At 69.4% G+C, this 26,796-nt stretch carries 25 protein-coding genes; 13 read left to right on the top strand and 12 right to left on the bottom strand.

Annotated features, from left to right (window positions below):
- Positions 1-162: 162 nt before the first annotated feature.
- The gene (locus JHE00_RS12265) at positions 163-900 is read left to right on the top strand and encodes an SDR family oxidoreductase (protein ID WP_200317979.1); all 738 of its coding nucleotides are present in this window, start codon (positions 163-165) and stop codon (positions 898-900) included.
- Here JHE00_RS12265 and ssd read toward each other — a convergent pair.
- Positions 890-1,957 (bottom strand): septum site-determining protein Ssd, encoded by a 1,068-nt coding sequence (gene ssd, locus JHE00_RS12260; protein WP_200317977.1) that lies wholly within the window; start codon positions 1,955-1,957, stop codon positions 890-892. The two genes, JHE00_RS12265 and ssd, sit on opposite strands and share 11 nt — an antisense overlap.
- Before the next feature lie 396 nt (positions 1,958-2,353).
- Here ssd and JHE00_RS12255 point away from each other — a divergent pair, with 396 nt between their 5' ends.
- The 6 genes from JHE00_RS12255 (at position 2,354) to murQ (ending at position 10,717) form a co-directional block, all read left to right on the top strand.
- Positions 2,354-3,184, top strand: a complete 831-nt coding sequence (locus JHE00_RS12255) for an HAD-IB family hydrolase (protein WP_200317975.1) — start codon at positions 2,354-2,356, stop codon at positions 3,182-3,184.
- Between the two features lie 601 nt (positions 3,185-3,785).
- Entirely contained in the window at positions 3,786-5,531 is a 1,746-nt protein-coding gene (locus JHE00_RS12250) for a glycoside hydrolase family 3 protein (protein ID WP_200317974.1), read from the top strand.
- Complete coding sequence (locus tag JHE00_RS12245; protein ID WP_200317973.1) at positions 5,528-6,790, top strand: exo-beta-N-acetylmuramidase NamZ family protein; 1,263 nt, start codon at positions 5,528-5,530, stop codon at positions 6,788-6,790. The genes JHE00_RS12250 and JHE00_RS12245 overlap by 4 nt, the downstream gene beginning before the upstream one ends.
- 66 nt (positions 6,791-6,856) lie before the next feature.
- A complete protein-coding gene (locus JHE00_RS12240) occupies positions 6,857-8,530 on the top strand; it encodes a serine hydrolase domain-containing protein (protein WP_200317972.1) in 1,674 nt (557 codons plus the stop codon).
- A gap of 145 nt (positions 8,531-8,675) precedes the next feature.
- Positions 8,676-9,710 carry a MurR/RpiR family transcriptional regulator gene (locus JHE00_RS12235; RefSeq protein WP_200317971.1) on the top strand — a complete coding sequence of 345 codons (1,035 nt, stop codon included), beginning with the start codon at positions 8,676-8,678 and terminating at the stop codon, positions 9,708-9,710.
- 59 nt (positions 9,711-9,769) lie between these two features.
- Positions 9,770-10,717 (top strand): N-acetylmuramic acid 6-phosphate etherase, encoded by a 948-nt coding sequence (gene murQ / locus JHE00_RS12230; protein WP_200317970.1) that lies wholly within the window; start codon positions 9,770-9,772, stop codon positions 10,715-10,717.
- A 16-nt stretch (positions 10,718-10,733) separates the two neighbouring features.
- On the opposite strand, the gene JHE00_RS12225 is transcribed toward murQ, so the two are convergent.
- On the bottom strand, positions 10,734-11,468 hold the full coding sequence (locus tag JHE00_RS12225) for a Fic family protein (RefSeq protein WP_200317969.1): 735 nt from the start codon (positions 11,466-11,468) through the stop codon (positions 10,734-10,736).
- On the bottom strand, positions 11,465-11,959 hold the full coding sequence (locus JHE00_RS12220; protein WP_200317968.1) for a phosphoribosyltransferase: 495 nt from the start codon (positions 11,957-11,959) through the stop codon (positions 11,465-11,467). Before JHE00_RS12220 ends, JHE00_RS12225 begins: the two co-directional genes overlap by 4 nt.
- Before the next feature lie 181 nt (positions 11,960-12,140).
- On the opposite strand from JHE00_RS12220, the gene acs reads away from it, so the two are divergent.
- A complete protein-coding gene (acs, locus tag JHE00_RS12215; RefSeq protein ID WP_200317967.1) occupies positions 12,141-14,120 on the top strand; it encodes an acetate--CoA ligase in 1,980 nt (659 codons plus the stop codon).
- Between the two features lie 94 nt (positions 14,121-14,214).
- Here acs and JHE00_RS12210 read toward each other — a convergent pair whose 3' ends face one another.
- The 3 genes from JHE00_RS12210 to ldt-CoaP all read right to left on the bottom strand — a co-directional run bounded on the left by JHE00_RS12210 (position 14,215) and on the right by ldt-CoaP (position 16,797).
- Entirely contained in the window at positions 14,215-14,880 is a 666-nt protein-coding gene (locus tag JHE00_RS12210; RefSeq protein WP_200317965.1) for an MBL fold metallo-hydrolase, read from the bottom strand.
- Positions 14,881-15,118: 238 nt separating this feature from the next.
- Positions 15,119-15,892, bottom strand: coding sequence for a choice-of-anchor P family protein (locus JHE00_RS12205; protein ID WP_307831909.1), 774 nt, complete (start codon positions 15,890-15,892; stop codon positions 15,119-15,121).
- A gap of 92 nt (positions 15,893-15,984) precedes the next feature.
- Entirely contained in the window at positions 15,985-16,797 is an 813-nt protein-coding gene (ldt-CoaP, locus tag JHE00_RS12200; protein ID WP_200317963.1) for a L,D-transpeptidase, read from the bottom strand.
- Positions 16,798-17,268: 471 nt separating this feature from the next.
- On the opposite strand from ldt-CoaP, the gene JHE00_RS12195 reads away from it, so the two are divergent.
- Entirely contained in the window at positions 17,269-17,730 is a 462-nt protein-coding gene (locus JHE00_RS12195) for a DUF6319 family protein (protein ID WP_200317961.1), read from the top strand.
- Between the two features lie 73 nt (positions 17,731-17,803).
- On the opposite strand, the gene JHE00_RS12190 is transcribed toward JHE00_RS12195, so the two are convergent.
- The gene (locus tag JHE00_RS12190) at positions 17,804-18,280 is read right to left on the bottom strand and encodes an OsmC family protein (RefSeq protein ID WP_200317959.1); all 477 of its coding nucleotides are present in this window, start codon (positions 18,278-18,280) and stop codon (positions 17,804-17,806) included.
- Positions 18,281-18,363: 83 nt separating this feature from the next.
- Between JHE00_RS12190 and JHE00_RS12185 the strand changes: the two genes are divergently transcribed.
- On the top strand, positions 18,364-19,089 hold the full coding sequence (locus tag JHE00_RS12185) for a VIT1/CCC1 transporter family protein (RefSeq protein WP_200317957.1): 726 nt from the start codon (positions 18,364-18,366) through the stop codon (positions 19,087-19,089).
- A 17-nt stretch (positions 19,090-19,106) separates the two neighbouring features.
- On the opposite strand, the gene JHE00_RS12180 is transcribed toward JHE00_RS12185, so the two are convergent.
- Positions 19,107-20,567 (bottom strand): peptide MFS transporter, encoded by a 1,461-nt coding sequence (locus tag JHE00_RS12180; RefSeq protein WP_230424032.1) that lies wholly within the window; start codon positions 20,565-20,567, stop codon positions 19,107-19,109.
- A 185-nt stretch (positions 20,568-20,752) separates the two neighbouring features.
- On the opposite strand from JHE00_RS12180, the gene nhaA reads away from it, so the two are divergent.
- From nhaA to JHE00_RS12165, 3 genes are read left to right on the top strand one after another with little or no spacing between them, the layout of a single operon-like run.
- Positions 20,753-21,967 (top strand): Na+/H+ antiporter NhaA, encoded by a 1,215-nt coding sequence (gene nhaA / locus JHE00_RS12175; RefSeq protein WP_307831908.1) that lies wholly within the window; start codon positions 20,753-20,755, stop codon positions 21,965-21,967.
- 12 nt (positions 21,968-21,979) lie between these two features.
- Positions 21,980-22,495, top strand: coding sequence for a phage holin family protein (locus JHE00_RS12170; protein ID WP_200317952.1), 516 nt, complete (start codon positions 21,980-21,982; stop codon positions 22,493-22,495).
- A 20-nt stretch (positions 22,496-22,515) separates the two neighbouring features.
- Positions 22,516-23,448 (top strand): alpha/beta fold hydrolase, encoded by a 933-nt coding sequence (locus JHE00_RS12165; protein ID WP_200318341.1) that lies wholly within the window; start codon positions 22,516-22,518, stop codon positions 23,446-23,448.
- Positions 23,449-23,454: 6 nt separating this feature from the next.
- Here the strand turns inward: JHE00_RS12165 and JHE00_RS12160 are convergent, their stop codons facing one another.
- From JHE00_RS12160 to nth, 4 genes are read right to left on the bottom strand one after another with little or no spacing between them, the layout of a single operon-like run.
- Entirely contained in the window at positions 23,455-24,639 is a 1,185-nt protein-coding gene (locus tag JHE00_RS12160; RefSeq protein WP_200317950.1) for a MarP family serine protease, read from the bottom strand.
- Positions 24,640-24,668: 29 nt separating this feature from the next.
- On the bottom strand, positions 24,669-25,379 hold the full coding sequence (locus JHE00_RS12155) for an NUDIX hydrolase (RefSeq protein ID WP_200317941.1): 711 nt from the start codon (positions 25,377-25,379) through the stop codon (positions 24,669-24,671).
- Positions 25,376-25,981: a TlpA family protein disulfide reductase gene (locus JHE00_RS12150; protein ID WP_200317939.1), complete on the bottom strand. Its 606-nt coding sequence runs from the start codon at positions 25,979-25,981 to the stop codon at positions 25,376-25,378. The genes JHE00_RS12155 and JHE00_RS12150 overlap by 4 nt, the downstream gene beginning before the upstream one ends.
- On the bottom strand, positions 25,978-26,748 hold the full coding sequence (nth, locus tag JHE00_RS12145) for an endonuclease III (protein WP_200317937.1): 771 nt from the start codon (positions 26,746-26,748) through the stop codon (positions 25,978-25,980). The genes JHE00_RS12150 and nth overlap by 4 nt, the downstream gene beginning before the upstream one ends.
- Between the last annotated feature and the right edge of the window lie 48 nt (positions 26,749-26,796).

Here is a 26,796-nt window from a genome sequence, read left to right as displayed (position 1 = left end):
GAACCCCCCGTTCGGCTGTACGTCCACGATCGAAGACTCGCCGAGGCGCGAACAAGGTGAAGTCCGCGAACCTGTGGACAACCGGTCCGATGTGGATAACTCGCACAGCGAGAGGTCCGATTCCCGCCGGATCCTGGCCGCGGAAATCCAGAAACTGGACCCATGAACCTCACAGACAAGGTCGCACTGGTGACCGGTGGAAGCAGGGGAATCGGTGCGGCGACGGCGCTTCGGCTCGCCGAGGATGGTGCCGACGTGGCCATAACCTTTCAGCACAACGAGGACAGAGCGGCGGAGGTGGCCGGCCGGATCAAAGCCGCCGGCCGTCGAGCGCTCACGATCCGCGCGGACAGCGCGGACCCGGAGGCCGTCACCGAGGCCGTCGACCGCACGGCGGCCGAGTTCGGCAGGCTGGACGTCCTCGTCAACAACGCGGGTGTGTTCCTGGTGGCGCCGCTGGAAGAACTGGGTATCGCGGAGATCGACGAGACACTCGCGGTGAACGTGCGCGCTCCGTTCGCGGCGGCGAAGGCGGCGGCGCGGCACATGACCTCCGGCGGCAGGATCATCCACATCGGCAGCAACGTGGCAGAACGCGTGGTGTTTTCCGGATTCTCGGCGTATTCGATGAGCAAGGCGGCCCTCACCGGTCTCGCCAAGGGTCTCGGCAGGGAGTTGGGACCACGGGGCATCACCGTCAACGTGGTGAGCCCCGGTCCCACCGACACCGAGACCAACCCCGCCGACGGTCCGAACGCGGACACGATCCGCGACTTCACCGCACTCGGCCGCTACGCCGAGGCGGCCGAGATCGCCTCCGCCGTCGCGTTCCTCTCGGGCGACGGCGGCGCCTACGTGACCGGCGCCGTGCTGGCGGTGGACGGCGGGTTCAACAACTAGGTGCGGAGTGGAGAGCGTCGAGCACGGTGCGGGCGGCGCGACCGAGCGCGCTACCGGGACGTGGGTTGAACGCACCGCGCTCGACGGCTCTCGCCAGCCCGCGGTCGGTGCGGACAGAGCCGAGCAGGGCAACACCGACGGCGTCGGCGACCTCGCCAGGGCTCAGTCCGTCTGGCGCGGGACCGCGGGCCAGCACCCGGACTTCACCGGGACAGTCGAGACCTGCGAGGACGCGCGTGGCACCCACGCAGGAGCGGACCTCGGCAGGCACCACCAGCACCACGAGGTCGGCGTGCCGCAGGGCCTCCGCCGCGGCGGCGTCGGGGTGCCGGGGCACGTCGCACACGACGGTTCTGCCCGCGCGCCGCCCGGCTTCGACGACCGCGGCCACGGCGTCCGAGCTCGGCCCCGGCCCCTCGCGATCGCACGAGAGCACCGACAGCCGCCCGGCACCGATTTTCCTGGCCGGCAACGCCGCTTCCAGCTCGGCCATCGACACTCGCCCCGACTGCACGCGCAGACCGGGCCAGCGCACGCCGTCGGTCTGCTCGGAGCCGAGGAGCAGGTCGACCCCGCCGCCCAGGGGATCGCAGTCGACGAGCAGCGCGGAACCGCCGGTTCGGGCCACACCAAGCCCCACACTCGCAGCGAGTACCGAGGCACCCGCTCCGCCGCGTCCTCCGACAACGGCGAGCACTCGTCCCCGTCGGTCGCTCGGACCTTCCGCGACATCGGCGAACGCCGCGACGAGCGTGTCCTCGCCGTCGGGCAGCGTGACGACGTCGCGGGCACCGAGCGCGAACGCCCGCCGCCACGACGCCGGTTCGGGAGCGCCCTTACAGACGAGCAGCACGTCCGCTCGCCTCGGCAGCGGCGTGTCGAGCAGAGCAGCGGTGTCGTCGACGAGAACGAGCGGCGCGTGGGCCCAGTGTTCGCGCGCGGCCCCGAGGTCGCGCACCCACTCGCTCTCGCAGCCGACGGCTGCCGCGATCCGCTGGATCTCGTCGAGCACGGTGTCGTCGCTCGCCACGACGAGCGGACGGTCGGCCTGCTGCACTTGCCACCCCCAGAAGCGTCACTGCGATCGCTTCCACGTTCACCTCGGCGCAGGCCGACGAACAACCCTGAGTTTTCGAACCTGTGGACAACTCGCCCGCTGTGGACAACTCCGTGGACAACCGGGGTGAAGGCGGCCCCCGCCAGGGGGGAGGAGCGGGGACCGCCGGTGGGTTCAGTCCCGGGGGGTCGGACTGAACCGGGGGTCCGGCTGGACCGGACAGTTCAACTCTAACGCCGTCAACGCAAGGTCATGTGACTCCGACCACCCCAATTCGGTAACGAGCAGGAGGTCGACGATTCCTTTGCCACGGCGCGAATCCGACTCGACACGCTCCGTGCCTGTGCCTCACGCGCCGAGTCGCGGCCACCGAAACGCGATCACTATTGTGGAGACGTGGCCGAACCCAACAGCTCGCCGCCGAGCGCGCCCGAAGCGCCCACCGCGGTGGCGGCGTTCTTCGACCTCGACAAGACGATCATCGCCTCCTCCAGCGCCCTCGCGTTCAGCAAACCCTTTCTGCGCCAAGGACTGATCAACAGGCGTGCGGCGCTCAAGAGCGCCTACGCCCAGCTCGTCTTCTCGCTATCGGGAGCGGACGCGGACCGGACCGAACGGTTGCGAGCGGAGATCTCGGCACAGTGCGCGGGCTGGGACGTCAGCCAGGTCCGTGCCGTGGTCAACGAGACGCTGCACGACGTGGTCGCTCCGCTCGTGTACGCCGAGGCCGCGGAGCTGATCGCCGAACACAAGGCGCGCGGCGAGGACGTGATCGTGCTGTCCGCGATGGGCGAGGAAGTGGTGGCGCCGATCGCCGAGATGCTCGGGGCCACGCGGAGCATGGGCACGCGGATGGAGATCGTCGACGGCCGGTATTCGGGAGAACTCGAGTTCTACTGCTACGGCGAGCAGAAGGCCGTCGCCGCCAAACGTTTCGCGGCCGAGTACGGCTACGACCTCGCCACGTCGCACGCCTACACGGACTCGAGTACGGACGTGCCGCTGCTCGAGGTCGTCGGCCACCCGCACACCGTGAACCCGGACCGTGCGCTGCGCAAGATCGCAGTGGAGCGCGGCTGGCCCGTGCTCGCGTTCACCAACCCGGTGTCGCTGCGCGCACGGATCCCGGCGCCGTCGGCGGCTGTGGCGGTGGGACTCGGGGTGGGCGCGGTCGCGGCGGGCGCGACCCTCTACGGACTGTCGCGCCGCCGTCGCAAAGAGACCTAGTCGCCACCCACACGGCGGCGGCTTCTGCTTGGGATGTCACGGAAATCGATGTGCTCACAACCGTGGAACTCACCGGATAGCGGCTCTGTACCGGTGCACCCCGGCTCCCTCTTGAAGTGACGGCCGTCACTAGGTAGAAAAGGAGTTGCGGACATCGAGTCGGCCAGGGACCCGGCGAAGATAAGCCCGGTCCACCCCGATCCGATCTCCGTGCGCGAACTCCGGGCACCCACGCTGGGCACGCCGCGGGAGGCTTGTCGTCGAGGGACTGCGTAACGGGACGCCGGACGCCGAGACCCCATTGAGTACGACACGAGTTGCAGCTTGGTCACCCGAGCAGTTCGCGCGAGCAGGCGGCGCCCGTCGACGTTCAACGTCGACGGGCGCCGCCATCATGTCCGGGTACTTTTTCCCGGGGAACGGACCATTCGGTCATTGACCACTCCCCGCTTCGTCAGTAGCTTTCCAAAGTCGGCGAGTTCTCGTGGAGAATCCACGAACACATCGCTCTGGGAGGCTTTCAGTGACGATCCCCCGTGTCCGGCGCAGGAGAACGCATGCCAGGAAAGGCGCCACAGTCTCGATCGCGGGCTTGCTCGCCATGAGCGCCGCCGCCGTCCCCGCCACAGCGGAGCCCGCCGACGAACAGGCACGGAGCTGGGCCGAACAGACACTCGCGGAGCTGACCCTCGAACAGAAGGTCGGCCAGCTCTTCGTCGCCGACGTCTTCGGCAAGTCCGCCGACGAGACCCACCCCTCGAACCAGGAGAAGTACGGCGTCGACACCCCTGCGGAGGTCGTGCAGCGCTACCAGGTCGGCGGGGTCATCTACTTCAACAACGCCGGCACCGACAACGTCGACGACCCGGCGCAGGTCGCGCGCTTCTCGAACGGGCTGCAGCGCGCCGCGCTCTCGGCCGAGCCGAACATTCCGCTCGTGATCTCCGTCGACCAGGAGGGTGGCCGGGTCACCCGTATCGGCGATCCCGCGACCGAGTACCCGAGCGCGATGGCGCTGGGCGCGGGGCGGGACGCCGGGGACGCGCGCGACGCCGCGGCGATCAGCGGCGTCGAGCTGCGGTCGATGGGCATCGCGCAGGACTTCGCACCCGACGCCGACGTGAACTCCAACCCGCTCAACCCCGTCATCGGTTCGCGGTCGTTCTCCTCCGACCCGGCGCTGGCGGGCGAGTTCGTGGCCGCGCAGGTGGACGGATACCAGAACGGGGCCGGCCCCACGGAGTCCGTGTCGGCGGCCGCCAAGCACTTCCCCGGCCACGGCGACGCCGCGACCGACAGCCACACCTCGCTGCCCCAGATCGACCGCACCGAGCAGGAGTGGCGGGAGACCGACCTTCCTCCGTTCAAGGCGGCGATCGACGCGGGCATCGACTCGATCATGACGGCGCACATCACCGTGCCGAGCCTCGACCCATCCGGCAATCCCGCCACGTTGTCCCAGCCGATCATCGGCGGGTTGCTGCGCGAAGAGCTGGGCTACGACGGCGTCGTGGTGACCGACTCGCTGCAGATGCAGGGCGTGCGCGAGCTGCACCCCGACGACGAGATCCCGGTGCTGGCGATCGAGGCCGGCGTCGACCAGATGCTGATGCCGCCGGACCTCGACGTCGCGATCAACGGCGTGCTCGACGCCGTGCGGAGCGGAAGGCTCAGCGAGGAGCGCATCGACCAGAGCGTGCGGCGCATCCTCGAACTCAAGGAGAAGCGCGGCATCGTCGAGCAGCCCTATGCCGACGAGGAGGCCGTCGACCTCGTCGTGGGCACGCCGGACAACCTGGCGCGCGTCCAGGAAGTCACCGACAAGACCACGACGGTGCTGCGCAACGACGCCGGAACGCTGCCGCTGCGCGATCCCGGCAACGTGCTCGTGACGGGGTGGAACCGACCCGACTACCCCGGTTACCCGGCGGAGCCGGTGGACGCGCTGGCCGACGCGATCGGCCCGTTCGCGACACCTCTGGCAACCGGAAGTGAACCTGACCCGAGCACGATCGACAGCGCCGTGTCCGCCGCGACCAGCGCGGACACCGTGATCGTGCTGACGAACGGCCTGCGCGACGACGAAGGGCAGCGCGCGCTCGTCGAAGAACTCGTGGCCACCGGCAAGCCTGTCGTGGCAGTGTCGGTCCAGGAACCGTACGACCCCGGGTACGCGGACGTGCCCACGTGGGTCGCCACCTACGACTGGCGGAGCGTGACGATGTCCTCGCTCGCGAAGGTGCTCCTCGGCGAACAACCACCGCAGGGCACGCTTCCCGTGACGATCCCGGCCGGAGACGACACCGGCACTGTGCTGTACCCGTTCGGCCACGGGATCAGCTGGTGACCGTCAACCGGCGGCTCTTCCTCGCCGCGAGCGCGCTGGCGACCCCGATGCTCACCACGGGGTCCCAGTTCGCCGCGGCGGCACCGATCGAACGCGGCGGCGGCGAGGTCACACCGGGCGCGGACCAGCTGGCGGCAGAGGGCTGGCAACGGCTCGCCGGCCGCAAGCTCGGCGTGCTGTCCAACCCCACCGGCGTGCTCGCGAACCGCGACCACATCGTCGACTCGCTGGTGGCGGCCGACATCCGGCCGGTGGCCGCGTTCGGCCCCGAGCACGGATTTCGGGGCAGCGCGCAGGCGGGCGGCTCGGAGGGCGACTACGCGGACCCGCGCACGGGTGTGCCCGTGTACGACGCCTACGGGGCGACCGCCGGCTCACTCGCGGGCATGTTCACCAAGGCGGGCGTCGACACGGTCGTCTTCGACATCGCCGACATCGGTTCGCGCTTCTACACCTACATCTGGTCGATGTACACGGCGATGGCGGCCGCCGCGCGCACCGGCGCCGCGTTCGTCGTGCTCGACCGGCCGAACCCGGTGGGAGGCCAGGCCTTCGGACCGATGCTCGACCCCGCGTTCAGCTCGGGGGTCGGCCTCAAACCGATCGTGCAGCAGCACGGCATGACCGTCGGCGAGCTGGCCCGGTTCTTCGACGCGGAGTTCCTGCCCGATGACGGCGGCCGCCTCGACTCGCTCGAGGTCGTCGAGGTCCACGGGTGGCAGCGGTCGACGGTCTTCGCCGACACCGGGCTCCTGTGGACACCGCCGAGCCCGAACATCCCCACCGCCGACACCGCGCTCGCCTACCCGGGCACGTGCCTGTTCGAGGGCACGGTGCTCTCGGAGGGCAGGGGCACCACGAAACCGTTCGAGACCATCGGCGCGCCCGGCATCGACTGGCGGTGGCGCGAGGCGCTCGCGGCCGAGCGGCTCGCGGGTGTGTCGTTCCGAGAGACCTACTTCGTGCCCACGTTCGGCAAGTTCACCGACGAGACGTGCGGCGGGGTGGAGCTGAGCATCACCGACCCGTACTCGTTCGACCCGGTCCGCACGGGCGTGGCCATGCTCGTCACCGCCAAGCGGGCACACCCGGAGCAGTTCGGCTGGCGGCCGGACAACTTCATCGACAAGCTCGCGGGCTCGACTCGCCTGCGCACGATGGTCGATGCCGGTGCGGGCACCGACGAGATCGTCGGTTCCTGGCAGGACGAGCTCGCGGACTTCCGGCGAAGCCGCCAGGACTACCTCAGCTACCGGTAGGGGACGATCGTGCGGGCGAAAATCGCGACACTGACCGCGGTCATAGTGCTCACGGGAGCGACGGCCATGGCTTCTGCTCACCCCGACAGCGGCCGGTTCGACCGGTCGAAGGAGGGTTTCGCGCCCGCGTCCACCGTCCTGCACGAGGCCCCTCCCGAGCAGGTGGGGCTCGACCCCGAGCCCCTGCGCGACGCCGACCGGCAGCTCACCGAGTGGACCCAGGACGACGCCGTCGACGGGCATCCGCTGTTCTCCGGAGCGGTCGGCATGCTGGTGCACGGCGGGAAGATCGTCGACACACACGCCACGGGCGAAGCCGTGCGCTACGCCGACGGCGAGGGCACCGAGCTGCCGGAGTCCGAGCAGGTGCCCATGCGCCCGGACACGATCTTCGACATGGCCTCGGTGACCAAGCTGTTCACCTCGATCGCGGTGATGCAGCTGGTACAGGACGGCCAGGTGGAGCTGGACGCGCCGGTGGCGCGCTACTTGCCCGAGTTCGGCGTCAACGGCAAGCAGTCCATCACGGTGGAACAGCTGCTCACCCACACCTCAGGGCTCGAGCCGTTCCTGCTGCTGTGGCAGGACTGGCCCGACAAGCAATCGCGCATCAAGGCCGTCATGGACGTCGCGCCGGAGAACGAGCCCGGCAGCACCTACACCTACTCCGACCTCAACCTCATCACGCTCGGTGTGCTCGTGGAGCGGCTCACGGGGTCTACGTTGGACCAGGTGGTGACCGAGCGGATCACGGCACCGCTCGGGATGTCCGACACCGGCTTCAACCCGCCCGCGTCGAAGCTCGACCGCATCGCCGCGACGGAGTTCCAGAGCGACCCGGACCGGGGCATGGTGCGCGGTGAGGTGCACGACGAGAACGCGTGGTCGCTCGGCGGAGTCGCCGGCCACGCCGGGGTCTTCTCGACGGCCAGGGACATGGCCGTGCTCGGGCAGGCGATGCTCAACGGCGGAACCTACGACGGAACGCGAGTGCTCAGCGAGGACAGCGTCCGCGCCATGTTCACGAACTACAACCTCGACTTCCCCGGCGACGACCACGGACTCGGGTTCGAGCTGAACCAGCTCTGGTACATGGGCGGGCTCAACTCCACCGTCACGGCGGGGCACACCGGCTACTCGGGCACGTCGTTCGTCCTCGACCCGAAGTCACGCTCGATCGCCATTCTGCTGAGCAACCGCGTGCATCCCAGCAGGGAATGGGGATCCATCAACGTCGCCAGGCAGGCGTGGGCGACGGCACTGTCGCGCTCGATGGCGGTGCTGCCCGCCAAAGGACGCTCGTACTGGTTCAGCGCACTCGGCGACGACAGCACGGCCACGCTGACGACACAGCCGCTCACTCCCAGTGGTCGTTACGTCTCGGTGCGGTTTTCGGCCTTCGTTGACAACGAATCGGCAGACCCGCTCGTACTCGAATCGAGCACCGACGGCGTCACGTGGGAGACGGTTCCGTTGCACGCGAAGGGAGCCGGGGCACCGCGCGAAGCCACCCCTTTTTTGGCCGGAACGGGTCACCGTTCGTGGTGGTCCGTGCGCGCGGAGCTTCCCAGCACTGAAAATCTCACGCTTCGTTGGCGATTCACCACTGACGGGAACTACACGGCGCGCGGGGTGTCACTCGACGACATTCGGGTAATAGATACAGAGGGCGCCCTTGTAGACGGCGAACGGCATCCCGAAGCCTTCTCCGCGATCGGCTTCGCTTTGCACAGCCGGTAATTAGTTGCAGAGTCGTTAGCCAACCAAGGTTAACGACCACGACCCGGTTGGCGACTTTCTCAGCAACTAGCGAAGCAGCAGCACGGGACGTGGGAACACTCTCAGGTTGCGATCATTCCGAAAGGTGTGGGTAACCTTGTCGCAGATGCCTACGGTTAGTAAGTTTCCCACGGTGAGCAGTGCCAGCCCCGCCGACTCGCCAACGGAGCCGTCGACCGACGGTCCCGAGCGCGATGCCGAGCACGGTCCCGAGACGACCGTGGGGCAGAGCCTGGACGCCGATGCCAGCCCGCTCGTTCGAATCCGTTCCCTTTTGCCGGGCCTGGCGCGTGCGGAACAGCGCGTGGCGAAGGTCGTCCTCGACGACCCGTCCGCGGTCGCCCGCCGCAGCATCACCGAGGTCGCGCTCGCCGCGAACACGAGCGAGACCACAGTCACCCGTTTCTGCAAGGCGATCGGGGTCGGCGGCTATCCGCAGCTGCGCATCGCGCTGGCCGCGGACACCGCCCGCTCGGCAGCCCGCTCGACCCGCAACCTCGGCGGTGACATCACCCGCGACGACGAGCTCTCTTCCGTCGTCAGCAAGGTGAGCTACGCCGATGCCAGGGCGGTCGAGGAGACGGCCGAGCAGCTCGACATCGGCCAGCTGGAGCAGGTCATCGACATCCTCGCCGCCGCGGGCAGAGTGGATGTCTACGGCGTCGGAGCGAGCGCGTTCGTCGCCGCGGACCTGCAGCAGAAGCTGCACCGCATCGGCCGCATCAGCTTCGCCTGGTCGGACACGCACATCATGCTGACCTCCGCGGCGGTGCTGAACTCGGGCGACGTGGCGGTGGGCATCTCCCACACGGGAGCCACCACCGACACGGTCGAGGCGCTGCGAGTGGCCAGGGAGCACGGCGCGACCACGGTGGCGCTGACGAACTTCCCGCGCTCGCCGGTGACCGAGGTCGCCGACCACGTGCTCACGACCGCCGCGAGGGAGACGACCTTCCGCTCCGGCGCGACGGCCAGCAGGATCGCGCAGCTCACGGTGATCGACTGCCTGTTCATCGGGGTCGCGCAACGGCACATGGACGACGCCGTGAGCGCGTTGGACGCCACCCGCGACGCGGTGGGCACACACAGGCTCGGGGTCAGGCCGGACGGTAGGCGCAGGCCCCGGGAGACCGGCAAATGAGCGACGCGGTGGACATCGCTGCGCGTTCCGAAAGGCGAACAGCGAGAACGGTGAGGCCTATGACATCGAGCCGCAGCGGAGTGGGCGTGCCCGCTCAGGTGGTGCACGTCGACTCGCCAACGGAGCAACGCAACACGCGCACGACCGACATCGACCAGATGTCCACCGCGGGGATCCTGACGGCGATCAACGCCGAGGACAGCCGTGTTCCCCGGGCCGTGCACGCGGTGCTGCCGCAGCTCGCGACGGCCGTCGACTACGCGACAGAAGCGCTCAGGGGCGGGTACCGCGTCCACTACGTGGGCGCGGGCACGTCCGGCAGGCTCGCCGTGCTCGACGCGGCCGAGCTGGTGCCCACGTTCAACGTGCCGCCCGACTGGTTCGTCGCCCATCACGCGGGCGGCGAGCGGGCGCTGCGGCACGCGGTGGAGAACGCCGAGGACGACGAGAGCGCGGGCGCCGCCGAGCTGAGCTCCACGGCGGCACCGGGCGACTTCGTGCTCGGACTCACCGCGTCCGGCAGGACGCCCTACGTACTGGGTGCGCTGAAGGCCGCTCAGCGGCGTGGCGCACGGACCGGCCTGGTCTCCGGCAACCCGGGGGCGCCGAAACCGCCGGGGGTCGACGTGCTGATCGCCGTGGACACCGGCCCCGAGGCCATCGCGGGGTCGACCCGGATGAAGGCGGGCACGTCCCAGAAGATCATCCTGACCGCGTTCTCCACGGCCACGATGGTGAAGCTGGGCCGCACGTACTCGAACCTGATGGTCAGCATGCGCGCCACCAACGCGAAGCTCCGGGGCCGCACGCTGCGCATCCTGCAGGAGGCAACGGGACTGAGCGCACACGAGTGCGACGAGGCTCTCACGAAGGCGGACGGCGACCTCAAGGTCGCGCTGGTCCACCTGCTGTCCGGAGTGGACGTCGCCGAGGCGCACAAGGCACTGGCCCGCTCGGACGGACATGTCCGCAAGGCCCTGGAGTTCGTACGCGCCAGGGCTTCGTGACTCCGGCGGGCAACGATCAGGAGGCGGCGGCGTCGGCGATGCTCGTCGCCTCCCGCGCACCTGCCTCGAACGCCTCGCACGAGAACAACAACCACTGCCGTACGCCATCGGCCTCGCCGCTCGCGAACGCCTGCGCGGCCTCGCGGTACTGGGCCGCGCGCCGGAAGTAGGCGACCTCGGGAACGGTCAGTGCCTTCGGGTCGAGTCCCGTCGCGATCATCGTCAGCCGCGACGCGGCGCGCGCGACCACGCCGTCGGCCGAGCCGAACGCCCGCAGCGCGAGCAGTTCGCCGTGCACCACGGCGGTGAGCACCGGGCCCGGCACCGCCGTCGCACCCGTGACGAGCTGGGAGAGCAACTCCAGCCGCGCCCCGACGCCCGCCTCGGCGCGGGGCCTGCCCAGCGCGTCGGAGTCCGAGACCAGATCAGCCGCGGCGAGCACGTGAACGCGGGCCAGCGCCTGCGCGGGCGCCCTGCGCCACGTGGGCAGCAGCGACTCCGTGGCTTCGGCGACCCGCAGCGCGCCCGCGAGCACGGGGTCGGTGACGGCCCCCTCGGCCGGGAGTTCGGGGTCGGCGCCCTCGGTGCCTGCCGAGGCGCGCGCGGCACGGACCGACGCCTCCGCGGCGGTCGCGGAGCCGTCCCGCAGGTTCGCCCGGTGGCGGTGCACCGCGAACACGGCGTCCTGCGCGGACTTTGCGGCGGCGGCGACCCCGTCGAGCTCGAGCAGCGGCGCCAGCGGATCCGTCATGCGTCGAGCACCTGACCTTCCTTGCTGACCACCGGGGGCAGCGTCGACCACGGGAAGTTGATCCACTTGTCGGTGCGCCGCCACACGTACTCGCACTCCACGACGGACGCGGGCTTCTGGTAGACGACCGCGCAGCGCACCTCGGCCACCTGGTCGGCGCAGAAGTCGCGGACGAGCTTGAGCGTGGCGCCGGTGTCGGCGACGTCGTCGGCGACCAGCACGGTCGCTCCCGCGAGGTCGACGACGTTGGGCACCGGGGGCAACATCACCGGGAGGTCGAGACGCTCGTCCACACCGGTGTAGAACTCGACGTTCATCACGTGCAGGTTCTTGACGTCCAGCGCGTAGCCGAGCGCGCCCGCGACGAACAGTCCCCCGCGCGCGATCGACAGGATCAGGTCGGGCTCGAAGCCGTCCTCAGCCACCTGGGTCGCCAGCTCACGGCTCGCCGTACCGAACAGTTCCCACGTGAGCTCTTCGCGCTCAGCCATCCGCGCCGTCCCTTTCGCCTACTACCGGGTCCGTCGAGGATAAGCAGCGCCCGTCGACCGCTTGTCAGCCGCTCGTCGCCCGTGGCTTGTCGTGCCCGCAACCTGGCTGCAACCTTCTACTTGCCGTACTAACGTCACTACGGACGCCGCCACGGATTCGCGCATCAGGAGGCCATGGAACATGACAGAGCAGTCGCCGGCACTCGACAACCTGCTGACCGAGAGCCGGACCTTCCCTCCGAGTGAGGACTTCGCCTCGCGGGCCAACGCGACCGCGGATTGGTACGCGAAGGGTGACGAGGATCGCGACGCCTTCTGGGCCGAGCAGGCGCACCGGCTGCACTGGGACACCGAGTGGAGCCAGGTCGTCGACTGGTCCGACGCGCCGTTCGCGAAGTGGTTCGTCGGCGGCAAACTCAACGTGGCCTACAACTGCGTCGACCGGCACGTGGAGGCCGGGCACGGCGACCAGGTCGCGATCCACTGGGTCGGCGAGCCCGGCGACACCCGCGACCTCACCTACGCCGACCTCAAGCGCGAGGTGTCCAAGGCGGCCAACGCCCTGCTGTCACTGGGTGTCTCGGCCAACGACCGCGTCGCCATCCAGCTGCAGATGGTTCCCGAGGCGATCGTCGCGATGCTGGCGTGCGCGAGGATCGGCGCGCTGCACAGCGTGGTGTTCGGCGGGTTCTCGCCGAGCGCGCTGCGGCAGCGCGTCGACGACGCCGAGGCGAAGGTCGTGATCACCTCCGACGGCCAGTACCGCAGGGGCAAGGCCGCTCCGATGAAGGCCAACGTGGACGAAGCACTCGAGGGCGCTGAGAGCGTCGAGAAGGTCCTCGTGGTGCGCCGCACGGGCGACGACCTCGACGCCGAGGTGCCGTGGACCGAGGGCCGCGACGTGTGGTGGCACGAGCTGGTCGACGGTCAGTCCGAAGAGCACACGCCCGAGGCGTTCGACTCCGAGCACCCGCTCTACATCCTCTACACCTCGGGAACCACCGGGAAGCCGAAGGGCATCCTGCACACCTCGGGCGGCTACCTCACGCAGGCCGCCTACACGCACAACGCGGTGTTCGACCACAAGCCGGGCGAGGACGTCTACTGGTGCACCGCCGACATCGGCTGGGTCACCGGGCACTCCTACATCGTGTACGGGCCGCTGGCGAACCGCGCGACGCAGGTGGTCTACGAGGGCACTCCCAACACGCCGCACGAGGGCAGGCACTGGGAGATCGTGCAGAAGTACAAGGTCTCCATCTACTACACGGCGCCGACGTTGATCCGCACGTTCATGAAGTGGGGCGCGGACATCCCGGCGAAGTACGACCTGTCGTCGCTGCGCGTGCTGGGCTCCGTGGGCGAGCCGATCAACCCCGAGGCGTGGATGTGGTACCGCGAGAACATCGGCGCCGAGCGCTGCCCGATCGTCGACACGTGGTGGCAGACCGAGACCGGCGCGATCATGATCTCGCCGCTGCCCGGGGTCACCAGCACCAAGCCCGGCTCCGCGCAGCGCCCGCTGCCGGGGATCTCGGCCAAGGTCGTGGACGACAAGGGCGACGAGGTGGGCAAGGGCGGCGGTGGCTACCTCGTGCTCGACAAGCCGTGGCCCGCGATGCTGCGCGGCATCTGGGGCGACAACGAGCGCTACCGCGACACCTACTGGTCGCGCTTCGCCGACCAGGGCTACTACTTCGCGGGTGACGGCGCCAAGTACGACGCCGACGGCGACGTGTGGCTGCTGGGCCGGGTCGACGACGTCATGAACATCTCCGGTCACCGCATCTCCACCACCGAGGTCGAGTCGGCGCTCGTGTCGCACCCGACCGTCGCCGAGGCTGCCGTCGTCGGCGCGACCGATCCGACCACGGGCCAGGGCATCGTGGCGTTCGTGATCCTGCGCGGCGGCGCCGAGGGCGGCGGCGACGAGGCCATCCAGGAGCTGCGCAACCACGTCGCCAAGGAGATCGGCCCGATCGCCAAGCCGAGGCAGATCATGGTCGTGCCGGAGCTGCCGAAGACCCGCTCCGGAAAGATCATGCGCAGGCTACTGCGCGATGTCGCCGAGAACCGCGAGGTCGGCGACGTCACCACGCTCGCGGACTCGTCCGTGATGGACCTGATCTCGAGCGGCCTCAAGACCGGCGGCGACGAGTAGGCACCCACCGCACACGAAAGCGGCCTCCACCCGGCGGGGTGGAGGCCGCTTGTCGTTGTGCGCTCAGCTGATCAGCAAGAGGTAACCGACCGTCCTACCGATTGCCACCCTGTGCGACCCGCTCGATGATCTGCGAGATCCGCTCGCGCTTCTCCAGGTCATCCCGAACGACGAAGGCCGGGGAGTCGCCCTCCGTCACGCCCCACGGTACAAGGACGTCGAACTCGAGGTCTCGCACCCGAGTGAGGCTGTCGACGTAGTCCTGGCGCAGATCGGAGTCGAGGACCACCGCTTTCCACTCCCCGTCCTCGATCCAGATGAAGTCGCCGGTGAAGAGGAATCGGTGCTGTCCGCTGTCCCAGAGGTAGGAGGTGGTGCCACTGGTGTGTCCCGGAGTGGGGATGACATACAGATCGTCATCAATCGTCGTGGACCCGTCGAAAGTGCCGTGAATCCGGACCGAATCCTTCATCTCGGCGCGGTCGTCTCGATGCGACCAGATCGGAACGTCGAGTGCGGGCTGACCGTACATCGCCTCGTGCGCGTGGTTGATCAGCAGGCGCGCCGGAGCACCCATCCGACGGATGGCCGCAGCACCATCGCTCACCCCCGGGGAGTTGTAGACCACGACGTTACCTGCGGGGCGCCGCAGGATGAAGGACCGCAGCAGCACGTTGTCCTGGTAGGGCAGCCGCGTCGTGGATGTGGCGGCGAGTTCATCGAAGATGCTCTCCAACTCCCGGCTACGGGTACGGGACATGTCTGACTCCGCTCTCGTGATCCGGCCAGTTCCTGTCGATGTCAGCGAGACTAGAAGTTGAAGCGCACTTGAGATCAAGGACGCGAAATGGCTCGATGGCATTCGCCGAAGGAAAACCCGGCCAAGGCATCGTGGCGTCCGTGATCCTGCGCTGCGGCGACGAGTAGACGCCCACCGCACGCGAAAGCGGCCTCCACCCGGCGGGGTGGAGGCCGCTTGTCGTTGCGCGCTCAGCTGATCAGCCGGTCACGTCCAGGTGGGCCTTGACCGGGGTCGGGGTCGGGGCGTGGCCCGACTGCGAGCCCGAGCCACCGTCGTCCGAGCCGTTGTCGTCACCGTGGTCGCCGCCGTTGTCGCCGTCGTCACCGTTGTCGTCGGTGGGCGGGGTGGTCGGCTCCTCGCCGTCGTCGTCGCCGGCCTTCGAGCAGGTGGCCGACGCGAGGTCGAGCGTCTGCAGATTGTTGACCTCGACCGACAGCGCGGTGACCGTGGTGGAGCCGTCCTCGTTGGTGACCTGCTTGTTCAGGGTCACCGAGGCAAGGCCCGGCACCTCGACGGCGGTGTTCGCCGGAGCGGTCACGTCCAGCGCGATGCCTGCGACCGACGCGGCGGCCACCGACGACGACGCGACGCCGTTGTCGCAGGAGGCCTCGATGGCCTCGGCGGCGACGAGCGGCTTGGCCAGGTTCAGGCCGAGGTCGGGCAGCGCGCTGATGTCGACGCGCACGTCGGCGATGCTCGCCTTGGCGTAGCCGTCGCCGGCGCGGGCGTTGAGGGCACGCACGTCGAGCAGGTTCTCCGGCACGTCCAGGTGCGCGACGGACTCCTCGGAGGCACCGTTGGTGTCGTCCACGAACGGCGTCTTCGCGACCTTCAGCAGGCCGTCGGCGGCGATGGCGAAGGCGGAGTTCTCGCCACCGGTCGCGGACGCGGCGGGGGCGATCAGGACGCCAGCGGTCAGCACGGCGGAAAGCGCGCCGACACCAGCCATGGCCAGTCTCTTCTTGGACACAGAAATACCCTTCAAGGAATTACGTACAGTTACCGCGAATGCGGTTCTTCATGCGCGAAAAAGGCTTCCGGAATCGTGATCCGGCCGAGAAGTCAGACGATGTTGACGATCGTGCCGAGCGGAAGCTTGACGAGCTCGTCGAGGGCTTCTTGCGTCACCCTGATGCACCCGTCGCTGTTCGCCTGGCCGACAAAGCTGTCGTCGGGCCAGGTGTGGATGCCGACGGTGCCGGGGCCACCGCCGAACGTCTCGTGCGAGTCCGAGTGATAGCTCAACGGAAGCACGATGGGGCTGTAGTCGTTCACCGTCTCCTCGATGGAGGCGATGATGTACGCACGCCCCTCCGGCGTCGGGTGCTCATTCGTACCGATGCCGATGGTCCATGTACCGATCGACTCACCGTTCTCGGTGATCTCGATCTCGAAGTTCTCCCTGTCCACGTTGACAGCGAAGGTGTTCTCGGCCGACTCGAGGTCGGCGTCGGAGGCGTGGATCCAGCCGCTGGCTCCGTTGGGACGGGTCGGCAGCAGAACCTGCACCCACTCGCCCTGCTCTGCGACCACGGGAACCCAGGTCGGGGAACCCATCTGGCGGGTCGGCAGCTTCGCGAAGGGCTCGCCGTTCACTGCTTTGTAGACGACCAGGTCCTTCTTGGGGTGAACCACGCGCCCGGTGGACTCGCCACCGGGGTCGGACGGAGCACCCTCGACCGTGCCGAACGTCGTGGCGTCGGGCAGTTTGGTCAGGTCCTCCTGGCTCACCGCGGCGGGTTCGACGGCGGCTTGTTCCTCCGCCTCGCCGCCGCACGCGGAGACCGTGAGTGCGAGCAGTGCGGCGCCCGCGAGCGCGAACAGCCGCGTCGACCTCTTCCTCCCGTGGGCAGGGGAGGTGCCAGATCTATCCATCGATCACTTGTCCTGAACGCAGTAGGGACACAGGTACACGCACGCGGAACCCCAACGAAGACGCCGAACACGGCGACTACCGCATGCGTACGAGACGCCTCGCATTGTTATCCCGTGAAGAACGACGGATCAAACTGGTCGGTTTTCCACCGCAACTCCGGCAACAGCACAAATGCTGCATTTACGCAGGCCAGAAACTCGCTAGTGGATCACTCGATAGTGTTAACCCTAAGCGGAAGGGGTAACGCGACCTGCGGTTGCATGGCGTGACCAGTTCCCGCGCGCGTCACCCGACAGTGGCTACTTCACTCGTGAATCGCTGCCCTGAAAGTGCGAGTAGTGACACAGTAGCTCGAACTCGGCAACAGCGAAACAATCATGAACGCCCGCCCCGAACCCGCCGATCTCGAACGTGTGTTCTATAATTCTGGCCGTCGCAGCCGGACGCCACCGACAGGGAGATCACTCCGCATGAGCCTGGACACATCCACCACCCCGGACGAGCAGGTGAACTCGGCAGCCGAGACTCCCGCCCAGCCTGCGCAGGCCGAGCAGCCTGCCCAGAACGGCGCGGAGAACAACACCGAGTCCGAGTCCTCCGAGTCCGCGGAGGAGAGCAAGCCGAAGCGCGGCCGCCCCAAGGGTGCGACCGCCGCGCGCAAGACCCGCACCGTGGAGCTGACGCTCACGGTCACCGGCACCGCCGACGGCGAGTGGCAGGCGGAGCTGAAGCACGGCAGCAAGTGGGTCGCCCGTGGCCTCGGCATCCCCGCCGCCGCGGTGTCGAGGGCGGCGAAGGAGCTCCACGAGGAGCTGTCCGCCCCGATCGACGAGGTCATCAACGCGGCGAAGGAACAGCAGCAGGCCAAGGTCGCCGAGCTGGAGGCCCAGCTGGAGCAGGCCAAGCAGGCCCTCGCCGAGCTGGAGAGCTGAGACTTTCCCCCTGACGGCTCCGGTCCCGGACTTACCCGGGGCCGGAGCCGTCGCTTTGCGCCGGGGAAGTTCCTCAGCGCGCGAGGACGGTGGTGGGCTCGTGCTTCACGGGGAAGTTCACCGATCGCGCGATGAAGCACTTCTCGTGAGCCGCCGCGTGCAGTTCCGCGGCCCGCTCCACCATGTCCTGCTCGGCGACTGTCACCGTCGGCCGCAGCACCACCTCGGTGAACTCGCCCGCACCGCCTGCCTGTTCGGCCATCGTGCCCGCCGCCTCGTCGACGTAGTCCGTCACGACGACGCCGGCCTGCGAGCAGAGCCCGAGAAACCACAGCATGTGGCACTCGGACAGCGCGGCGACCAGCAGTTCCTCGGGGTTCCAGCGCCCCGGGTCGCCGCGGAAGGCGGGATCCGCGGAGCCGGCGAGCACCGGCTTGCCCTCGGCGCTGATGTCGTGGTCCCTGCTGTAGGCGCGATAGCTCGACGTGCCGCTGCCCTGGTTGCCGGTCCAGCGCACGGTCAGTGCGTAGGAATGTTCACGATGTCCCATGAGCCGGATATACCGCCCGGTGGCAAGTCGGCGGAAGCGAGTTTGGCGGTTGCGGCCGCGCGTACGAGGCGTTGAATGTCGCCGTGAGCGAAACACCCGAGGCCGGGCCTCATCGCGGCGAGCACCACCACGAGGACGTCAGCGGCAAGCTCAACTGGCTGCGCGCGGGAGTACTGGGCGCCAACGACGGCATCGTGTCCGTCGCGGGAATCGTGGTGGGTGTCGCGGGAGCGGGCACCGACCGCGCGGCGGTGCTGATCGCCGGCGTCGCCGGGCTCGTCGCCGGTGCGCTGTCGATGGCGGGCGGCGAGTACGTCTCCGTGAGCACCCAGCGCGACACCGAGCGCGCGATGTTGCGGCTGGAGCGCTACGAGCTCCGCACGATGCCGCACGAGGAGGAACGCGAGCTCGCCGAGATCTACGAGGAGAAGGGACTGTCGCCGGACCTCGCGGCGAAGGTGGCGCACGAGCTGTCCGAGAAGGACGCGCTGCACGCCCACGCGGAGGCCGAGCTGCGCATCGACCCCGACAACCTCACGAGCCCGTGGCAGGCGGCGTTCGCCTCGATGGCCGCGTTCACGGTCGGCGCGCTGCTGCCGTTGCTGGCGATCGCGCTGCCACCGGTCTCGGTCAGGGTGTGGGCCTGTTTCGCCGGCGTCGTCGCCGGCCTCGCGCTCACCGGTTGGGCGAGCGCGAGGCTCGGCAACGCCCGCGTGGGCAGGGCCGTGGCCCGCAACGTCGGCGTCGGTGCGCTGACGATGCTGATCACCTACGTGGTCGGGCTGCTGTTCGGCGTCACGACCGGATAGGCCGCGTCAGCCGCAGGTCACCGCACGCCCTGCATCAGCTTGCGAATGAACGGCGACAGCAGGCCGATGGCGACACCGACCACGACGGCGACCGCGCCGACGATGCCGAAGTACGACCCTTCGGACTCGGGGCTGTAGTACTCGGCCAGCGAGCCCGACAGCGCCGTGCCCAGCGCCACCGACAGGAAGTTCAGCGCCACCATCTGGGTGCGGAACGTCTTCGGCGCCAGCTTGGTCGACAGCGAGAGCCCCACCGGCGACAGCAGCAGTTCGGCCACGGTGAAGACCAGCAGGATGCCGATCAGCACGAGCAGCGGGCTCGTGTTGCCGGTACCGCCCGCCATCGGCAGGAACAGCAGGAACGCGACACCCATCAGCGACGTGCCGAGCGCGAACTTCATCGGCGTCGACGGCTGCCGGTCGCCGAGCTTGGTCCACATCGTGGCGAACAGCGGGGCCAGCGCGATGATGAACACCGGGATCACCGAGTTCACCCACGACACCGGCATCTCCCAGCCGAAGAGATCGCGGTTCAGCCGCTCGTCGGAGTAAACGGTGACGACCGTGAACTGCTGCTGGTACAGCGCCCAGAACGCGGCGCTGGCGATGAACATCGGGATGAACGACAGCACCCGGCTGCGCTCGATGGACGTGATCTTGCTGCTGGACAGGATCACCGCGAAGTAGGCCACCGACGCGACGCCGACGATCCACACGGTGACGTCGGAGAGGTTGGCCGCGGTTACGACGCCTGCGATGACGAGCACCGTGATCAGTGCGGCCAGCGCGAGCACCCCGACGCCGACGAGCGGCAGCCGCGACGACGGCAGCGGGTTGGGAACCTCGCGGGCCTTGTCGCCGAGGTTCTTCCTGCCCAGCGTGTACTGGATCAGGCCGAGCGCCATGCCGATCGCGGCGAGCGCGAACCCGAAGTGGAAGCCGACCTCCTTCTGCGCGAGGCCGGTGAGGATCTGGCCGACGAACGCGCCGAGGTTGATCCCCATGTAGAAGATGGTGAATCCGGCGTCGCGACGCTGGTCGTGTTCGCTGTAGAGCGTTCCGACCACCGCGGTCGCGTTGCCCTTGAGCCCGCCGCTGCCGAGCGCGACGCACGCGAGCCCGACGCCGATGCCGGCGTATCCGGGCAGCACCGCGAGGCTGACGTGGCCGATCATGATCAGAACGGCGCTGTAGAACAGGGTCCGGTCCGGTCCGAGCAACCGGTCGGCGACCCACGCGCCCGCGATCGTCGAGAGGTAGACGAGCCCGCCGTAGCCGCCGACGATGCTCAGCGCCGTCGCCTTCGGCATGGCGAGGCCACCGTCGGCCACCGCGTAGTAGAGATACAGCGGGAGAATCCCGAGCATCCCGTAGTAGGAGAAGCGCTCCCACATCTCGACACCGAACAGGTTCGCGAGCCCTCGTGGGTGCCCGAAGAAGCCGGTGTCCTTGCTGCCCTCTGTGGAGGTCGTGTCCAAGGAGTTCACGTGCATCTGCCCTTGTCGTGCTGGGTCTGGAAAACCACCAACACGGTAGGTTACTTCTGGGTAAATGCACGCCGGAGTCGGGTCGACTCACCGCAGGACAGCCACTAGGGTGGCCAGCGGGTGTGCCGGGAAGTCTGGTCGGCGGTCCCGTTGTCGACCCCACCGGAGCCCGTTTAGTGAGCACTTCCGACCGCACCCGGCCGATCCTGTCCGGTTTCGCCCGCTTCCTCCGGATCGAGACCACCGGCGGATTTCTGCTCTTGGCCGCAACGGCGATCGCTCTGGTGTGGGCCAACTCTCCGCTCGACGACAGCTACCGCGCGATCCGCGACTTCCACATCGGACCGGAGTCGCTGCACCTGAACCTGTCGATCGGCGACTGGGCCAAGGACGGTCTGCTGGCGCTGTTCTTCTTCGTCGCCGGACTGGAGCTCAAGCGCGAACTGGTGGTCGGCGAGCTGTCCGACCTCCGCTCGGCCGCCTTGCCGATCCTCGCCGCCGTGGGCGGAATGCTGCTGCCCGCGCTGATCGCCGTCGGCGTGGCGTGGGGCGAACCCGGGATCGAACGAGCCTGGGCGATCCCGGTGGCCACCGACATCGCGTTCGCGCTCGGAGTGCTGGCGCTGGTCGGATCGAGGCTGCCCACGGCGGCCCGCGTGTTCCTGCTCTCGCTCGCGGTGGTCGACGACCTCGGCGCGATCGCCGTGATCGCCGTGCTGTTCACGGAGACGTTCAGCGTGCTCGCCGCCGCGATCGCGGTCGCGGGACTCGCCTGCTACGCCTACCTCCAGCACCGGCGGGTGCGTGCCTGGTGGCTCTACGTTCCCTTGGCCGTGGTGGTCTGGGCCGCCGTGCACGCCGCGGGCATCCACGCCACGATCGCCGGCGTCGCGCTCGGCCTGCTCACCCGCGTGCGCGCGGACGCGGGCGAGGAGCACGCGCCCGCGGTGCGGCTCGAACACCGGCTGCAGCCGTGGTCGGCGGGTCTGGCCGTACCCGTCTTCGCGCTGTTCGCCGCGGGCGTCACGATCAGTGCCGACTCGCTGGGGGCCGTGTTCTCCAGTGCCATTCCGCTCGGCGTGGTCGCGGGGCTGCTGGCAGGCAAGTTCTTCGGCATCCTCGGCGCCTCGGCGCTGGCCGTGCGACTCGGCGTCGCCCGGCTGCCCGGCTCGCTGAGCTGGCGCGACGTCGCCGCGCTCGCCATGCTCGGCGGGGTCGGGTTCACCGTGAGCCTGCTCGTCGCCGAGCTCTCGCTGGACGGTGAAGCGGCCGAACTGGCCAAGGCCGCCGTGCTCATCGCGTCGGCGTTCGCGGCTCTGGCGGCCGCCGCGCTGCTCTCGAGGCGCAACAAGGTGCACGCCAGGGGCGCGCCCACCGAGCCATCGGATTGATCACATGGCACGATGATGCCCGTGAGCAGCCCCAAACACGAACCGGTCGGCGGCGATCGTGTGGGCTCCGTGCCCTACATCCCGCTGTCCGAAGACAACGGATCCGCGGCCGACGGTCAGTCGATCGGCACGCTCGTCAAAGACGCGACGACGCACCTGTCGACCCTGTTCAGGGCCGAGGTCGAGCTGGCCAAGTCCGAAGCCGTCGGGGAGGCCAAGAAGGCCGCCAAGGGCAGTGCCTTCTTCGTCGTCGCCGGCGTCATCGCGCTGTACAGCTCGTTCTTCTTCTTTTTCTTCCTCGGTGAGCTGTTGTCCGAGTGGCTCCAGCGCTGGGCGGCCTTCGGCATCGTCTTCCTGCTGATGCTGGTCACGGCCGCGCTGTTCGGCCTGCTCGGCTACCGGAAGTGGAAGAAGGTCAGGGCGCCGCAGCGCTCGATCGACAGCATCAAGGAGACGGCCGCAGCGCTGAAGTCCCGGCGCCAGCCCGAGTCCGCCGAGGCGGAGCCGGGCCTGCCGGTGCAACGCTGACGGCAGTGCGGCAGGTCGCCGTGCCCGCACCCGACCCGTCGACCGTCCGGCTGGCGGGTCCCTGGACCCACCGCGACGTCTCCGCGAACGGGATCCGCCTGCACATCGCCGAGGCCGGATCCGGTCCTCCGGTGCTCTTGTTGCACGGCTTCGGCGGGCTCTGGTGGAGCTGGCACCACCAGCTGCGAGCGCTGGCCGACGCCGGCTTCCGTGTCGTGGCCGCCGACCTGCGCGGCTACGGCGACTCGGACAAGCCCCCGAGGGGCTACGACGCGTGGACCCTCGCGGGCGACGTCGCTGGGCTCATCAGGGCGCTGGGCGAGCGCAGGGCCCACCTGGTCGGACACGCGTGGGGCGGCATGCTCGCCTGGACGGCCGCGAGCCTGCACCCGCGCCTGGTGAGCTCGGTGAGCGTGCTGGGCGGGGCGCACCCGCTCGCGCTGCGCTCGGCCATCAGGCGCTCGGTGCTGCGCAGGCGCGGCCAGGCGCGCGCGATGGCCCACCTGCTGCGGTTCCAGGTCCCGATGCGGCCGGAACGCGCCCTGGTCAGAGACGAGGCCGCCGAGATCGAGCGGTTGCTGCACGACTGGTCGGGCGTCGCGTGGCGCGAGGACCCCGGCTTCGCCGAGGCCTCGAAGACCTTCCGCAACGCCATGCTCGTTCCCGGTGTCGCCCACAGCGCGCTCGAGTACTACCGCTGGGCCTTCCGCGCCCAGTTCCGCGGTGAGGGCAGGCGGTTCACCGACGCCGTCGACACCAGGCTCCACATGCCGGTGCTTCAGGTGCACGGCGCCGCCGACCCGTGTGTGCTGCCCTCGACCGCTCGCGACTCCGCGCCGTGGCTCGGCCCCCGCTCGCGCTTCGAGTTGCTGCCCGGCGTGGGGCACTTCCCGCACCTGGAAGACCCCGACCGCACGGCGAAGTCGCTCGTCACGTTCCTGCGCGAGTCCTGACGCCGGTCACGCCGTGCAGGCGCCGGTGCTGACCTCCGCCCCGAATCCCGGCGCGGCCTCCACCTCGGCGCGCACCTCGTCGGCGGTGAGCACGAAGCCCGTGTCCGGGTCCTCGACCGACGCGCCGAACACCACGCCGACGACATCGCCATCGGGGTCGACCATCGGGCCGCCGGAGTTGCCGCTGCGCACCTGTCCTCGCACGGTGAAGACGTCGCGCTCGACGGTGTTCGCGTCGTAGATGTCGGGGCCACGCAGGTTGATCCGCTCGCGCACGCGCAGCGCCGACGCGGTGTACGGGCCGTCGAGCGGGTAGCCGAGCGCGATCGCGTCGTCGCCGTTCTGTGCCGGACGCGGGTCCAACGGGAGCGAGGGCGACGAGAGGCCGGGCACCGCGAGGATCGCGACGTCGGTCTCCGGGTCGTAGTAGACGACGCGCGCGTCGAGCCTGCCGCCCGCGGTCTCGACCGCCACCTCGTCGGTGCCCGCCACCACGTGCGCGTTGGTCATCACGCGCTCGGGGGCGACCACGAACCCGCTGCCCTCGAGCGAACGCGAGCACGCCTGCGCGACGCCGCGGATCTTGAGCACGCTCTGCTGCAGGTCCCGCACCACGGCGCTGTTCTGCAACGCGGTGTCAGGGGGGCCGATCTCGGCCACCGGCGCCTTCTGGAACGGGTCCACAATGGAGGGGAAACCGGACGCGTCGAGCAGTTGGCGCAGTTCACCGGGAAGGCCCTGCGCCGCCTCGGGCATCATCGAGTTCACGCCGCCGAGCACCACGGAGTTGTTGATCGCCCTCGACAGTCCCGGCAGCGAGGTGACGCTGGTGAGCGGCAACGCGATCAGCCAGGCCACCACGAACACCACGACGCCCTGCACCACCGCGCCGAGCGTGCTGTCCACGCCGGACAGTTTGGGCGAGCGGATCTTGCTCTTGAGCTTGTTTCCCAGCCACACCCCGAGCGTCTCGCCGAGTGCGACCAGGAACACCACCGTGCCCACCGCGAACGCGACCCGCGCGGCCGGATGGTCGAAGAAATCGACGATCACGGGCGCCAGCTGGATACCCGCGACGGCCCCCGCGATGACACCGAGGAACGCGGGCAGGGCGATCACGACGCCCTGACGCGCACCGGAGACGGCCGCCAGCACAGCCAGCAGGATCACCAGCACGTCGACCCAGTTCACGTCACTCCCAACCCGCGGGGCACCGGCGGTTACCCACGCTCTTCCGGCTCCGCCCTGCGGAGGCGGGCTTCGTGCCGCGCCAACGCTACGTCAAGCTCGCGTACATCCGTGTGATCCCACTCGCGCTCCCAGCCCGCGAGGGTCAGCAGCACCGACAGCAGCCCGGCCGTGAAACCCCACACGAACATCTCGCCGACCTCGAAGGCCGGGCCGGTGTATCCCGTACCCGGCCTGCCGACCCGGAACCGGTTGGCGGGATCAGTGAGGTCCGCCACGGCGACCCTGGCCACGGCCGCGGTCTCGGCGGGATCGACGGGGTGCACGGGAGAAGGCTCGTGCCAGTAGGCGAGCACCGGGGTCACGGCGAAGCTCGACACCGGAACGTACAACTCGGGCAGCACGGCGAGCGGCCGGATCCCGGCCGGGTCGACGCCCGTCTCCTCCTCGGCTTCGCGCAAGGCCGTGCCGACCGGGCCGTGGTCACCGTCCTCGGCACCGCCGCCTGGGAAGGACACCTGCCCCGCGTGCGAGCCGAGCGTGTCGGCCCTGCGCTGCAGCAGCACGTCGGGGCCTCGACCGTCCCCTTCGCCGAAGAGGATCAGCACCGCTGCGGCACGGGTGGCCTCGCCGTTGGGCACGGCGAAACGGGTGAACGTCTTCGCATCCAGCTCGCCGCTGATCTCGACGAGCCCGCGCAGCCAGCCGGGAACGCCGCCGGAATCGACGAGCGGACCGTTCACCGCGCCGCTCCCACTGCCTCGCGGATCTGCTCGACGGAGCGGAACAGGCGCGGGTTCTCGATCAACCGCACGGACCCGTCGGGACTCACCAGGTACGAGGCGGGCAGCGACCTCGGCACCCGCAACGCGTCGCGGACCGGCCCCGTCGGACCTTCACCGTCGTAGACCGAGGGCAGGCGCACGCCCAGCTCGTCGAACAGCTCCAAGCCCTCGCGCGCGCCGCTCTGCACCTGCACGGCCAGCACCCGCGCCGCACCGGGCCGCTCGGCGTACTCCTGCAGCAGCGGCAGCTCCTCGCGGCACGGTCCGCACCAGGTGGCCCACACGTTGACCAGCGTGGTCTCGCCCGCGAGCGCACTGCCGAGGTCGACCTGCGAGCCGTCTCCCAGGCACGGGACCTCGACCCCGGCCAGCTGCTCGACGGTGCCCTCACCGCGAGGGCACGGCTCCAGCGCCGCGGCCGCGCGCGCGGGCCCGAGATCCTCGCCAGCGGCCGCCCCTGGCTGCGCAGGCTGCTCGCCACGCAGGTTCGGCAGCACGGCCACCAGCACGGCGAGCGCCAGCACGCCCACCGCCAGTGCCCATTTCGTCGCAGTGGTCAAGGCTTCGTCACCAGTGAGAGCAGGTGCTCCCGCTCGTCGCCCTTCACCAGCTTTGCCGCGACATCGAACTCGGTGGGCCCCGCACCGTAGGAGGGGCAGTCGTTCGCGAGCGGGCACGCGCCGCAGGCGGGCTTGCGGGCGTGGCAGACGCGCCTGCCGTGGAAGATCACGCGGTGGGAGAGCATCGTCCACTCCTTGCGGGGGATCAGCTCACCGATCTCGTGCTCGACCCGCACCGGGTCGTCGTCGGTCGTCCAGCCCCAGCGGCGCACCAGCCTGCCGAAGTGGGTGTCCACAGTGATCCCCGGGACGCCGAAGGCCTCACCCAGCACGACGTTGGCGGTCTTGCGGCCCACGCCGGGCAGCTTCACCAGCAGGTCGAGCTTGCCGGGGACCTCGCCGTCGTGCCGCTCCACGAGCGCGGCGCCGAGCCCCATCAGGGAGTTGGTCTTGTTGCGGTAGAAGCCGGTGGGCCGGATCAGCTCCTCGAGCTCGATCCGGTCGGCTCCCGCGTAGTCGGCGGCGCTGCGGTAACGGGCGAACAGCGCCGGAGTCGTCTGGTTCACGCGCTGGTCGGTGCACTGCGCCGACAGGATCACGGCGACCAGGAGTTCCAGCGGAGTCGTGAAATCCAGCTCGCAGTGCGCGCCGGGATAGGCCTCGTCCAAGCAACGTTTCATGCGCCGGGCGCGTCTTACCAAGGACAACCGGCTCTCGTCAGCGAACGAGCGCCGCTTCCGGGGGGCACGACCGACGGCTGACGACACACCGCTAGCCTACGTGCGCCGTCCGACGACTCGGATACGTGCTTGGCT

It is taken from the genome of Prauserella cavernicola, assembly GCF_016595675.1.
Taxonomy (GTDB): Bacteria; Actinomycetota; Actinomycetes; order Mycobacteriales; family Pseudonocardiaceae; genus Prauserella_A; species Prauserella_A cavernicola.
This window is presented reverse-complemented; position numbering and strand designations above follow the sequence as displayed.